A 13,498-nucleotide genomic window follows, 5' to 3' on the forward strand; every position below is an offset into this window, starting at 1 on the left:
TGCGCTGTTTTTTTTCATACTGGAGCACGCATTCCTATTGCTATATTAAAGCGAAATATGCTTACCAAAACCACCTGGAAATCTCTCCTTCCCCAGAGATATTGCTTGGTCCGTTGATTATGGGAATAATCCTCCATTGGCGTGGATCGGGTTTTAGTGTAAATTTGTGGGCATTGGTCAGGTAATCGATACCAAAACCTAAATCGGTTTGCTAGACTGTTTACCATAGGCGTTGCCCAGGGTTATGGATATATCGCCATTTCAAGTCTTGATTTATCTCCTCTTGGCTTTCAAATTTTAAAAAATCAGCGAAAATCTGCCCAACCGGGGCGGATCAGCGTTATCTGCGTTCCATATAAAATAGCTTCAGCTCTAACTGACGCTTAACAGGTATACCCATCCCCCAACTTCTCCGCTTGTTCCAATGTTAACAGATCGTAAAATACCTTAAAAAAAAGTGGCTGATATAAATCAGCCACCCCTAAATTCTAGTAAGAAAAAACTCACCTAAAACTCTCTCAGAATAGACAGTTTTTTCTTCAGCTTATCGATTTCTTCTTCCGCTTTTTCAATTTTTTCATCAAACTGATTTTTTAATTTATCCGCGGTCCTGGAAGAGGCAAAGAACTCAAGGTTATTTTTCCAAAGTGTAATATTGTTTTCGAGATCAGAAATCTGCTTCCTGATACCATGTTCCTTCTTATTGAATACTCGATCACTGTTAGGATCACCTTGGATTTTATTAAGGTTTAACCTGAACAAGAACTCTTCCCTGTTCTCTCCATCAGTATCCAGTTTTTTCACACAAGTTTCCACCGCCTCATTAAATTTACCGGCTATTTCCTTGATATTTTTACGGGGAACAAAACCAACAGCATTATACTCTGCTACAAGCTTTTCGAGGTTTTCTACGGTAAATTCATCACCCTCAGGTAGTGCTTTTATCTTTTCACAAACAGCTTCCTTAAGCTCTAAATTCTTATCGAATTCCTTATTGATTTCTTTATTGGCCTCCCTCCTGCTATCAAAAAACGTATCACAGGCTGTTTTAAATCTCTTATAAAGATCATCGCGGACCTTCTCTGGTGTTGGCCCGAGCTTTTTCCAGTCTTGCTGAAGCTTAATAAGGGCATTGGAAGTGTTCTGCCAGTCTGTACTGTCCTTTAGCGATTCTGCTACTTTGATGAGTTCCTCAGCTTTCTCTTTGTTGATCCTTCTGATTTCATCAAGTTCTTTAAAGAATAGGTTTTTGTTATGGAAAAATTGTTTGAAGGCACCCCAAAAGCCCCTGTTGATCTCTCTACCACACTCTCTGGGCACTGGACCAATGGCCTCCCATTCCTTTTGGATCGCTAGGATTTCCTTGGTTTTGACATTCCATTCCTTGATGCGATTGGCCTTGAAGTCCTTAAAAGCATCAAGTTTTTCTATCAATGCCTCTTTCTTTGTTTGATTTTCCTTAAAGACTTCTTTCTGGCTCTCGTAATAGGCCTTTCTCTTGGCATAAATCGCATCTGAAGCAGCCTTAAAACGCTGCCATACAATCTCCTGCTCTTCTCTGGGTACTGGGCCGATGTGTTTGAATTCATCATGAAGTTCATTTAAGGCCCTTATGGCTGTTCTTAAATCTTCCTCCTTATCCAGGGCTTCCGCTTTATCGCATAGCTCCAGTTTACCTTCCAGATTTTTCTTCCTGTCGAGCTCTTTTAATTCAAAGTAAATACTCCTATTGTCATAGAAGCGATCCATTAGGGCATTATAAGACGCCCAAAGATTTTTATTTTGCGCACCAGGAACTGGGCCGATATTTTTCCATTCCTGTTGGATTTCTTTTATGGTGCTTATGCTGTGCGTGGTTTCTTCTCCATCCACTAGCTCTCTAAGTCTTTCCAGGATTTGGTTCTTGGCATATAAGTTCTTCTCTTTTGCCTCCTCCTGTTCTTTTATTTGAGAGCTCCTGCGGTTTTTAAACTCCCCGTACAGCGCAAAGAACATCTTATCATCTTCACTCTGCTTATAGAAGAAGTCATCTTCAGCGCCACCATCATTTATAAAACTCTTTAGCGCTTCTTCTTTTTCCTTATTGAAGTGATCTTCTTCAAAATGAGTTTTGATATCGTTGGCGACATGATCTTCCTTAATATATTTACCCTTTTCTATCAACTCTTTAAGTGCTGATAGCAGCTGTTTCTTACTGAAATTTCCGTAATCTACATGATGCTCCTCTTCCTGATGATCATCTTGATCATGATGCTCCTCCTCCCCATCTTGACTCGATTCACTTTTCGATTCCTGCTGATTACCCGAATCAGTATTTTCTACCTGCTGTTGGGTCACCTTGTTTTCTTCTGATATTTCTTTATCGTTCTCCATAATATCCTATGAGTACTTCTTTCCAAATATGCTATAAACAAAAGTAATAAATAATTTAATTTAATCTTGGGTCAATAGGATAATTTGCCAACACTTGGAAATCACCACCCATATTCCTCAACGCCACCCTCCAAAGATCATCTGGTGCAGAGGTAAAAATAGCCTCCGCATCAGTATCTTCACATATTATCCAAGTCTTCTCCGCCAATTCCTCCTCTAGCTGGCCACTGGACCATCCGGAATACCCAATGAAAAACCGAAAATGGTCTAAGTTTATCTGACCGGATTTATATTTCATTACAAACTCCTCAAAATTTCCTCCCCAATATAAATCCTTTGCCAGCTGTACGCTGCCTTCAATGACTGCTTCTCCCCAATAAATAAAATGGAGTGTATTTTGCTCCACAGGTCCACCTACAAACACCTCCATATCCAAAAAATCAAGTTCATCCAATAAATCCTTAATCCGCAGAATGGATAGTTTGTTCAATACAAGGCCAAAGGATCCATTTTCATTGCTCTCGCATAACAACACAACAGACCTTACAAAATTCTCATCTTGTAAAAACGGCTCTGATATTAGCAAATGTCCAGATTTGGGATTTATGTGCTTTTTTTCTTCCATCAAAATATTCATGGTATTCAACTTTTAATATAGGTCAAAATTTCATAAATGCAATTAGTAATAGTACTTTTATGATTATAATATTCTGATTTTATTATGGATATAGCATCGATTAGAACCGAGTATTTACTTAAGTCTTTAGATGTCAATAAGCTGGAATTATCACCTTTGGATCAATTTCAGATATGGCTTGATGAAGCTATAAGTGCAAAAGTAAATGAACCCAATGCCATGAATGTGGCCACAGTCAGTGCTGAAAACAGGCCAAGCGCCAGAATAGTACTGTTAAAAGGGATCGATTCGGGTTTCGTTTTTTACACAAACTATGCTAGTAATAAAGGGCTTGAGCTGGCCCAAAACAATGTTGCTGCGCTAACCTTTTTCTGGCCTGAACTTCAGCGTCAGGTTCGGATAGAAGGTAAAGTAGAGAAAGTAAGTGAAGCCCTGTCGGACCAGTACTTCCTTTCCAGACCAAAAGGAAGCCAAATCGGTGCTTGGGCTTCCCCTCAAAGTCAACAGATTCCTGATCGGAATTTTCTGGAATCTGAAGAAAAGAAGATGCTGGAGCGATTCGCACACGAACCTCTGAGCCGTCCTCCTCACTGGGGTGGTTATCGTGTGGTTCCTGATCGAGTGGAGTTTTGGCAAGGGAGACAGTCCCGTCTTCATGACCGAATAGTCTATACCCTGGAAAACACAGAAAACTGGGTAAAAAACAGATTGGCACCCTAGCATAATGACGGAGCTTTTAAGTTGACATTATGACAATAAAAGCAATACATCATACCATACTACTACTTGTATGCATTTGGCAGATTCTTTGCCAAAAGCGGTCGGCAAAGAATCTGCATTCAGCATGGTAATCAAATAACTTATAAAACAGCCGTACTGCTATTTGAGATCAAACAAGTTTGTGACCCCTATCATTTTTTCTACGGTATATCCTTCACCATATTTCACATTGATCATGTGACCAAATTCCCGTGCACGGGCTTCTACAAAATCAAAATACTCCTTGCTGCTGATAAAGCTTTCGGGTTCGTCATTGGTTGGGTCATAAAACTGCGATTTGAACGCCTTTATACTGGCCAACTTATCATCCCAAAAACCAGTAATATCAAACACAAAATCAGGCTTGATATAATTGTTTTGGATGTAATGATAGACATACTGTGGCCGCCATGCTTGCTGGTCCAGGCCATCAAGAGATGTTTCCACTTTTCGTAAGCCACTGATAAAACAGGCATTGGTAGCCAATGAACCGCCTTTTCCATGGTCAGGATGACGATCGCTGATGGCATTGGCAAGCACAATGTCTGGCTGATATTTTCGAATAATCTTTACCACTTCCAAATGATGGGCTTCATCATCTTTGAAAAAGGCATCCCTAAAACCAAGGTTTTCCCTAGCTGACAGCTCTAGCAATTCAGCTGCTTTAGCGGACTCCTCCAATCTGATCTCGGGCGTTCCTCGCGTTCCCATTTCACCTTTGGTAAGGTCTAAAACGCCTACTTTATACCCTGCCTTAATATGAGCGGCAATGGTTCCTGAGCAAGACAACTCAGCGTCATCAGGGTGAGCTGCTATCGCCAGTATATCTAATTTCATGTTCAATTATTAAGATTTATTAGTCTAAAACTGTATTGAAACACCAAACCCCACGTAAAAAGTTTACCTGATCCGCAATCTTTGACCTACACGGAGGATGGATCTGGAAGAAATATTGTTTAATCGTGTGATAGTCCTCACCGACGTTCCATAGCGATTTGCAATCACACTTAGGTTTTCACCGCTCCTTACCCTGTGATAAACAGCCTGGCGCATTTTAATGATGTGTTCGAAACTGGTTGACGTGACGGTATATACAGAGTTTTTCAGTCTTCCCACAGAAAAATCAAATAGCTCAGTAGGATTGATGGACAAACCTTGATAGCGTACCTCAAAATGAAGGTGTGGCCCTGTACTTCTTCCTGTACTCCCGCCATAAGCGATCACCTCTCCGGCTTTTACTTCCTGTCCTACTTCCACATTATACTTGGACAAGTGACCGTAGAGGGTTTCCAAACCATTTTTATGTCGTACCACAAGGTAGTAACCATAACCATAGCGATCGTATGAGCGCATCCTCACGATGCCATCAAATACACTGTAGACAGGATCTCCCCTGTTCAGGTCCAGATCAGTACCATGATGCCATCTATATCTTCTAAATCCAAATTCTGAATTGATTTTTGTCTCCTTCAGCGGACTACTCCAATTGGTACCGTGAAAGGGATCATAAAGCTTGATCATTACCGTATCCTTGAATCCCTTCGGATCAAAACCATAACTATCTATGCGCTGGCTGTCCCAGGAAGAGTAATATTCATAGGCGGTAACCCAGATGCTGTCAATCTGTATCTTTTCTGATACTTGGGCCAGTTGGTGGGTAGGTGCCCATATCAAGGTAAGCGTATCTTCACTCACTGCTGATAGCCTCCTGCGAAGGTCCACACGATCCTGGTAGATAAGGGAATCGGTTCCCTTCTGTAAATTATAGAGATATTCCTCTACATCAAAAGTCTGTAATTTACGGGCATCAGGCACCTTTACAGCAGGTGTCTTGTCCTTTTTTATGATCTTTGGAAAAATCTGTGCGTAAGCTTCCGAAAAGCCCACACACAGATTTAATGTCACTAGTAAAATGATTATTCTGATGCCCATCCTTTCTTATGCCAACTCTTTTTCTGCGAGAAAACGCTCCGCATCCAGAGCTGACATACATCCCGTACCAGCAGCAGTTACCGCTTGCCTGTAGATATGATCTTGGGCATCCCCACATGCAAATACCCCCTCTATGTTTGTCTTGGTACTGCCAGGCTGGGTATTGATGTACCCTGCTTTATTCATATCCAGGTAATCCTTAAAAATATCTGTATTTGGCTTATGGCCGATTGCCACAAAGAAACCTGTCACATCCAATTCCTGCGCTTCATCAGTTTGGTTGTTTCTCACACGAACCCCAGTTACTTCCTCTTCTCCCAGAATTTCTTCTGTTTCTGTATTCCAAAGAATTTCTATTTTTGGGTTTGAGGTTACACGCTTTTGCATAATTTGAGATGCTCTCATCTCATCCCTACGCACCAGCATGTATACCTTCTCGCAGATGTTGGCCAGATAGGAAGCCTCTTCACAAGCAGTGTCACCAGCTCCCACGACGGCTACTCTTTGATTCTTAAAGAAAAATCCGTCACAAACAGCACAAGCAGAAACTCCTTTACCATTCAGCTTGGTTTCACTTTCTAGCCCCAGCCACTTGGCAGATGCTCCAGTAGATATAATGACCGTATCGGCCAAAATCTCGTCTTTGTCATCCACGGTTACTTTATGGGGACGCTGGGAAAAGTCCACTGCGGTCACCAAACCATAACGCACATCGGTGCCAAACCGCTCAGCTTGTTTCTTGAAATCTTCCATCATCTGTGGCCCCATTACTCCTTCCGGATATCCGGGATAATTCTCCACATCATTGGTGATGGTAAGCTGACCTCCTGGTTGACCACCCGTGTATAGCACTGGGCTCAGCCCTGCTCTGGATGCATAGATGGCTGCTGTATATCCAGCCGGGCCAGATCCTACAATTAGAACTTTAATCTTTTCTGCTTCTTTATTCATTGACCAATGGTTTTTGGTTGGCAAATTTTAGAATTTTAATTTTTTTAACAAAGCTTCACCATGTTAAAATTCCCTAAAAGGAAAATTAAATGGCTGACCGAAAAAACACGATGTTTGGGTGATGGTGTGTTGGCAATATAATGTACATAAAAAAAGGGGCGTTAGCCCCTTTTTTACTAAGTTGGGTGTTTTTTACCCCAAATATGGTTTTAACGTTTTACTTCTAGAAGTATGTCGTAACCTTCGGATAGCTTTTTCCTTTATCTGACGTACACGCTCCCTGGTAAGGTTAAATTTCTCACCGATTTCTTCCAAGGTCATGGCATGTTCTCCATTAAGTCCAAAGTAAAGCGTGATGACATCGGCTTCCCGCTGGGTCAGCGTAGAAAGCGCACGCTGTACTTCCTTCCGTAAGGAGTCATTCATCAAACCATCATCAGGCTTCTCTTCACCGTCATTTTCCAATACATCCAACAGGCTGTTTTCCTCCCCTTGTACAAATGGGGCATCCATGGACACATGGCGGCCGGATATTTTCATCGTATCCACTACTTCACCTGCAGTCACCTCCAATACTTCCGCCAATTCTTCCGGTGAAGGTTCACGCTCAAAGCGCTGCTCCAGCTCACTGAAAGTTTTGCTGATCTTATTAAGGGATCCTACACGGTTAAGTGGAAGCCTCACAATTCTGGATTGCTCTGCCAATGCTTGCAAAATGGATTGTCTAATCCACCAAACGGCGTAAGAAATAAATTTAAAGCCCCTGGTCTCATCAAAACGCTGTGCAGCCTTGATAAGTCCCAAGTTTCCTTCATTGATTAGATCACCTAATGACAAACCTTGATTTTGATATTGTTTGGCCACAGATACCACAAACCTCAAGTTTGCTTTTGTTAATTTCTCAAGAGCAAGCTGATCACCTTCTCGGATTCGCTTGGCAAGTACTACCTCCTCATCTGCTGTAAGAAGGTCCACTTTACCAATCTCTTGTAGATATTTATCGAGAGATTGACTCTCACGGTTTGTGATCTGTTTGCTAATTTTAAGCTGCCTCATTCAGGAATTTCTTTTTTTGTTAGGACTTACTTATAACAGATTTTAATCTTAAATAAGTTCAATTTAACAATTGACTTGATAATTTAATCTTTTTTTCAAGATTTATCTGGCTTTGGCAATAATGCCTTCCTAGATAATTTGAATTTACCAGTCTTTTTATCGACATCGATAAGCTTGACCATAATTTCTTCGCCTGGCTCAAGTACACCATCCATAGTCTCAAGTCTTTCCCACTTGATTTCAGAGATGTGCAACAATCCATCCTTACCCGGCATGAATTCTACAAACGCACCAAACGGCATAATGTTTTTCACTTTACCAGTATAAGTCTCTCCAATCTCAGGCTGCGCCACGATCGCCTTGATGCGGCCGACAGCACTGTCCATGGAATCTTGGTTGTTAGAGAAAATATTGATCTTGCCAGCGTTATCCACTTCTTCGATGACGATGGTCGCTCCTGTATCCTTTTGGATTTCCTGTATTACCTTGCCACCTGGCCCAATCACTGCACCGATCAATTCCTTAGGAATGGTCATGATATAAGACCTTGGTGTATGTGGCTTCAAGTCCGGTTTTGGAGCAGCAAGGGTCTTACTGATTTCTTCCAGAATGTACAGTCTTCCATCTTTGGCTTGATACAATGCTTCTTTCAAAACGTTGTAGTCCAAACCTTCCACCTTAAGGTCCATTTGGCAAGCTGTAATTCCTTTTTCCGTTCCCGTCACTTTAAAGTCCATATCGCCAAGGTGGTCTTCATCACCAAGGATATCGGACAAAATCGCGTATTTACCTGTATTGGCATCAGAGATCATCCCCATGGCAATCCCGGTCACCGGTGACTTGATAGGAATACCGGCATCCATCATGGCTAGTGAACCTGCACAGACTGTCGCCATAGAAGAAGATCCGTTAGACTCTAATATATCTGATACGACACGAATGGTATATGGGTTTTGATCCTCACCTGGGAGCACTTTCCTCAAGGCCCTCATGGCCAAGTTTCCGTGTCCTACTTCTCTTCTGCCCGGTCCTCTATTTGGTCTCACCTCTCCTGTGGAGAATGCTGGGAAATTATAGTGAAGGAAGAATTTGTTATAGCCAGAAATCACCGCTCCGTCTACCATTTGCTCATCCATCTTGGTACCTAGGGTACAAGTAGTTACGGATTGGGTCTCTCCCCTTGTAAATACAGCGGATCCATGCGCTGAAGGCAGGTAATCCACCACTGACCAAATAGGCCTAACTTCATCAAGCTTTCTTCCGTCCAAACGCTTCTTCTCGTCTAGGGTAAGGTTTCTGGCAGCTTCTTTATGTATTTTCTTGAAATAAGGGCCAATCAGATCGTCCTCGTACTCATGCTCTTCTCCCAAGCTTTCGATGAATGCTTTTTTGATCGCATCGATGGCCTCGCTTCTTTCTGTTTTATTGGGAACTTGCTTACTGACTGCTTCGTAGCATTTGTCATACAGCTCGGCTCTCATTTTCTCGAAAAGTGCCTTGTCTTCTTTTTCGTGACAGTATTCACGCTTTTGTTCTTTACCAACAAGCTTGGTAAGTTCATTTTGCACTTGACAATGCTTCTTAATTTCTTCATGCGCAAACTGCATCGCTTCTACCATCTCATCTTCTGAGATTTCATCAGCTTCGCCTTCCACCATTAGGATATAGTCCAGGGAACCGGCTACGATAAATTCAAGGGAAGCATTCTCTAGCGCAGCGGGTGATGGATTGATGACCAATTCTCCGTCGATCTTTGCTACCCTCACTTCAGAAATGGGACCATTAAATGGAATGTCAGAAACGGACAAAGCAGCTGAAGCCGCAAGTCCCGCCAAACAATCCGGAAGAACATCCGCATCTGATGACATCAGTGTGATCATGATCTGGGTATCTGCATGATAGTCATCAGGGAATATTGGTCGAATGGCCCTGTCTACGATTCGGCTAATCAGGATTTCATAGTCGGAAAGTCTTCCTTCACGTTTTAAAAATCCCCCGGGAATTTTTCCTGATGCCGCGAATTTTTCTTGGTAGTCAACTGACATAGGGAGGAAATCCACCCCTTCACCAGCTTCTTTTTTTGAAACGACGGTCGCCAATAGCATCGCATTGCCCATTTTCACAACGACGGATCCGTCTGCTTGTTTGGCCAATGCACCGGTTTCAATAATGATTTCTCTACCATCCTCAAGGGTGATAGTTTTTGAAATTACATTTGGTAACATACGTTCTCTTTAAGAATAAATCTTTTGATAAGTTATAAAAGTAAGGTTTAAATAAAGGGGGAAATCTAAAAAAGTAAGGTTCCCAATTCAGGGAACCTCACGTTAATCTTATTTACGTAATCCTAAGTCAGCGATGATCGCCCTGTATCTTTCAATGTCGTTCTTGTAAAGATAGTTCAACAGGGATCTGCGCTTACCTACTAGTTTCAAAAGACCTAATCTTGTAGAGTGATCTTTTTTGTTGCTCTTTAGGTGATCGGTCAAGTGCTTGATTCTGTAAGTGAATAGCGCAATCTGAGACTCAGGAGACCCTGTGTCTTTATCAGATTTTAACCGACCATGATTCTTAAACAGCTCTTCTTTTTTCTCTGTAGTTAAATACATGCTTAGCTAAAATTAATTTTAATGAATATTTAAAGCAGCTACAAAGATAGAACGATTATTTTTAATAGTAAAATACCTCATCACTTTTTACGCGATTTAATGTTAAAACGACCCTTAATACGCTCCACAAAAGCATAATACACATCTGATTCGAATATTCGCGCATCTTTTCTGGCTTGTCGCAAAAAGAAAAAGCCAATGGGCAATAGGGTCAAATTAGAGAACCATGTTCCAAACAGCGGATTGGTTATCCCCTCTTTTGCCCATTTTTCCCCAGTCATGGTCAGTATATAAAAAATGATAAAGAAAATGATCGAAACCAGTACGGGCATTCCCAGTCCTCCTTTCTTAATGATTGCCCCTAGTGGAGCCCCAATCATAAACATCACGATACAGGCAAATGCCTGAGTGTACTTTTGGTACCATGAGACCTGGAACCTCCTCTTCTCACGAGAAAGGTTTTCTACGTTCCCTTGGTTACTGCTAAAGTTATTTTTGAGCGTTCTGGCACTCTGTAGACCAATGGTGGCAGCTCTGTTCATATAATTCCCAGCTACCATTACCGAATCGATTTTTGCCACCTGTACATCTGTGAAATTCTTATAGGCTGTTTTGATGGCTTCTTCCCGCTCTTTCTTTTCAGCGATCAGCTTATCTGCCTCTCTTCTGGAGGCACTGTCTACTTTAGGAGCTTGTTCAGGCTCACGCTGCTCAGCAATCGATCTCTCGGGTATTTCTTCTACAGTATCGTTTTCCTTTGCGGTATCGATCGACTCTATATCTTCCTCTCCGTTATCTATGGTAATTTGCCGCTCATTTGGATTTCGCTCTTCCTCATCCTCCTGTATATTTCCCTCCTCGGATGGGGATGAAAGTCGGGACATCCCTCCTTTTTCCTGTTCATTCTCTCTCTTCTCCTGCCATTGAAGTGTTTTTAGTGAATCCACTATCGCCTTTTTTCGCTGAAGATCTTCCGGAATCTCGATTTCCCTTTGCTTCGTGAAAAATGAATAGGCTGACTTTAATTGCGCATAGTTGTAGTATTGATAATTCACCAGCTGATTTGACATGCTGTCCACATCCATTTTAATTTCACTGATGTCCTTAATCGATCGGTTTGAGGACCATAGTTTTTCAGGTGTCCTGTTCATCTCAAAAGCATCTAGGCTAAAGACTATTTCATTGACATCAAACTTTGTCCTGGTAAATGGAGCAGGTTTGCCCCTGATACCCCTTTTGGGATTCTCTTCATTGTAATTGTACCCATTGTAAAGGGTGAGCTTCATGTAGCGATCATTAAAAAAAGGTTCCATCCTACCCGAATCAGCCAGAATGACGACATTGTTTCCACTGTTTCCTGTATGATCATAAATAATGATATCCCGTAGCCTGACATCGTCGATCTTTTCATTTACCTTGATACTATACCCTGGCATTCCATTATAAAAGACACCTTCTTTTATGTCCAAGGCCGGCGACTTCATCCTGATGTCGTATAGTAAACTGAAGGTTTTCAGGTTTACTTTAGGCACCAGATAATTGTTGGAATAAAATGCTGCAAAAGAAAGTACCAGGACGAACACACCAATGGGCAGTAAGGCCCTCAACAGCGATATTCCACTGCTTTTGATCGCCGTCAACTCAAAGTGCTCTCCCAAGTTGCCAAAAGTCATCAGTGCAGAGAGCAAAACCGCCAAGGGCAGTGCCATCGGAGATATAGAAATGACAAAATAACTGATCAGCTCCATATATACTCCGAATCCCAATCCTTTTCCAAAGATTTCGTCGAAATATTTGAGCATGTTGACCGTCAGTAGAATAAAATCTACTACTATGAACGTTAATAAAAATGGGCCAATAAAAGACCCTAAAATCAATTTATCTAATTTCTTCATGAGGCGTAACTACCACCAGTATTCACGTAATATGAAACCGCTAAGTTCATCATATTAAATGAAAAATGATAATGATCGCTCTATTTATCCACCTATAATTTCTTTGAGGGTCATAATAAGCCCTTCCCAAATTTTTTCTTGCTCATCATCATCATATCCATCATTATAATCTATCACTTTCAAAAACATCGTTTGGGTAAGTTCATTTTCTTCCAATCTGAACTCGACAAAAGCATGATCCTCTTCTTCTGGCATAGTAGGGTCGAAGAATTCAAATTTAACCAAGTGATTGGTTCTGATAGCTATTATCCGTGCGTAATGATCCACTCCATCATATTCGATGTGGAAATTTTTATCCTGGTCGATACTAACATCATCCGCAAACCACTCCGAAAGCCCACTAGCGGTACTTATATAAGGGAAAATAATCTTTTTTGAAGCATTTATCTGATAGTCAGCTACAAACTTATTCTTAACCATAACTTTATAATTTAATTCTGTAAAAAGTTAACTTTTTTCATCCTTAACACTTGCTTTTACGCATTTAACCCCACATATTTGCATTCCCATTCAGCAAGGGGATCGCCAGTAACCAAGGCGCTCGATTACTTGTTTGAAGGAAACTCTTTAGAGTTTTTATGGCGAGGTAGCTCAGTTGGTTAGAGCGCAGGATTCATAACCCTGAGGTCACGGGTTCAACTCCCGTCCTCGCTACATTCAAGGCTTCCTTTTGGGGAGCCTTTTTCGTTTTATACATTTTTTTTATCTCATCTGACATTCTAACACCTATTTATATTTTATTTTCTCCCTCTTTTGGAAAACCTAAGCAGCAATAACGGTTGATTTGATCAATCGATTCCATTTCCACAATACCATTGTCAAGGATGATTTTACTGGCTACTTTAGACCGCCCGTGTTTTTCACCAAGCCTAATGTCTTAATAAGGAATAGATGCTTTTGAGGTAGAAAGAATCTTAATTGGCAAAATGGATAGAAATACATCCCTTAAGAAACAATGCTTCAATGCCGCGATGGCATTTTGACATCGCTGAGGTGATCGTATTTAAGCCCTTATCTGTCGCTCACCAAAGACTCCCCTCTTCAGCATATTTTTCTTTAGAATGTGATTATCAAACAACACAAAACAATAAGCTTTATCTTTCAGTATTGGCCAGCTACTGGTGATTAATTGATGCTTACCTTCTATCAATCCCATATAAATGGGACTGTACCTAAAGCTTTATATTTCAGTACGTTTCGCCCAGTCTACTCCTTAAGCAAGTGAA

The 13,498-nt window shown here is 41.2% G+C and carries 11 protein-coding genes and 1 tRNA gene; 2 read left to right on the forward strand and 10 right to left on the reverse strand.

Translation table 11 applies throughout. From position 1 onward, the window contains the following. Positions 1-507: 507 nt before the first annotated feature. Both FKX85_RS16245 and FKX85_RS16250 read right to left on the reverse strand, forming a co-directional pair. Positions 508-2,373, reverse strand: a complete 1,866-nt coding sequence (locus FKX85_RS16245) for a DUF349 domain-containing protein (protein ID WP_141615739.1) — start codon at positions 2,371-2,373, stop codon at positions 508-510. A 55-nt stretch (positions 2,374-2,428) separates the two neighbouring features. Further along, the gene (locus FKX85_RS16250) at positions 2,429-2,998 is read right to left on the reverse strand and encodes a YqgE/AlgH family protein (RefSeq protein ID WP_141616819.1); all 570 of its coding nucleotides are present in this window, start codon (positions 2,996-2,998) and stop codon (positions 2,429-2,431) included. Between the two features lie 96 nt (positions 2,999-3,094). On the opposite strand from FKX85_RS16250, the gene pdxH reads away from it, so the two are divergent. Continuing rightward, the gene (gene pdxH, locus FKX85_RS16255) at positions 3,095-3,730 is read left to right on the forward strand and encodes a pyridoxamine 5'-phosphate oxidase (protein ID WP_141615740.1); all 636 of its coding nucleotides are present in this window, start codon (positions 3,095-3,097) and stop codon (positions 3,728-3,730) included. Between the two features lie 159 nt (positions 3,731-3,889). Here the strand turns inward: pdxH and bshB1 are convergent, their stop codons facing one another. The 8 genes from bshB1 to FKX85_RS16295 all read right to left on the reverse strand — a co-directional run bounded on the left by bshB1 (position 3,890) and on the right by FKX85_RS16295 (position 12,692). After that, entirely contained in the window at positions 3,890-4,606 is a 717-nt protein-coding gene (gene bshB1, locus FKX85_RS16260) for a bacillithiol biosynthesis deacetylase BshB1 (protein ID WP_141615741.1), read from the reverse strand. 63 nt (positions 4,607-4,669) lie between these two features. Continuing rightward, on the reverse strand, positions 4,670-5,701 hold the full coding sequence (locus FKX85_RS16265) for a M23 family metallopeptidase (protein WP_141615742.1): 1,032 nt from the start codon (positions 5,699-5,701) through the stop codon (positions 4,670-4,672). Between the two features lie 6 nt (positions 5,702-5,707). Further along, the gene (trxB, locus tag FKX85_RS16270; RefSeq protein ID WP_141615743.1) at positions 5,708-6,652 is read right to left on the reverse strand and encodes a thioredoxin-disulfide reductase; all 945 of its coding nucleotides are present in this window, start codon (positions 6,650-6,652) and stop codon (positions 5,708-5,710) included. Positions 6,653-6,844: 192 nt separating this feature from the next. Then, a complete protein-coding gene (locus FKX85_RS16275) occupies positions 6,845-7,708 on the reverse strand; it encodes a sigma-70 family RNA polymerase sigma factor (RefSeq protein ID WP_015267200.1) in 864 nt (287 codons plus the stop codon). Positions 7,709-7,803: 95 nt separating this feature from the next. Continuing rightward, on the reverse strand, positions 7,804-9,933 hold the full coding sequence (gene pnp / locus FKX85_RS16280) for a polyribonucleotide nucleotidyltransferase (RefSeq protein ID WP_141615744.1): 2,130 nt from the start codon (positions 9,931-9,933) through the stop codon (positions 7,804-7,806). A gap of 108 nt (positions 9,934-10,041) precedes the next feature. Next, positions 10,042-10,317 (reverse strand): 30S ribosomal protein S15, encoded by a 276-nt coding sequence (gene rpsO / locus FKX85_RS16285; protein ID WP_141615745.1) that lies wholly within the window; start codon positions 10,315-10,317, stop codon positions 10,042-10,044. A gap of 80 nt (positions 10,318-10,397) precedes the next feature. Next, positions 10,398-12,212, reverse strand: a complete 1,815-nt coding sequence (locus tag FKX85_RS16290) for an LptF/LptG family permease (protein WP_141615746.1) — start codon at positions 12,210-12,212, stop codon at positions 10,398-10,400. Positions 12,213-12,296: 84 nt separating this feature from the next. Continuing rightward, positions 12,297-12,692, reverse strand: coding sequence for an START-like domain-containing protein (locus FKX85_RS16295; protein ID WP_141615747.1), 396 nt, complete (start codon positions 12,690-12,692; stop codon positions 12,297-12,299). 160 nt (positions 12,693-12,852) lie between these two features. Between FKX85_RS16295 and FKX85_RS16300 the strand changes: the two genes are divergently transcribed. Continuing rightward, positions 12,853-12,926 (forward strand) — tRNA-Met (locus FKX85_RS16300). The last annotated feature ends 572 nt before the right edge of the window (positions 12,927-13,498 follow it).

The sequence above is a fragment of the Echinicola soli genome (genome assembly GCF_006575665.1).
In the GTDB taxonomy this organism is placed as follows: Bacteria; Bacteroidota; Bacteroidia; order Cytophagales; family Cyclobacteriaceae; genus Echinicola; species Echinicola soli.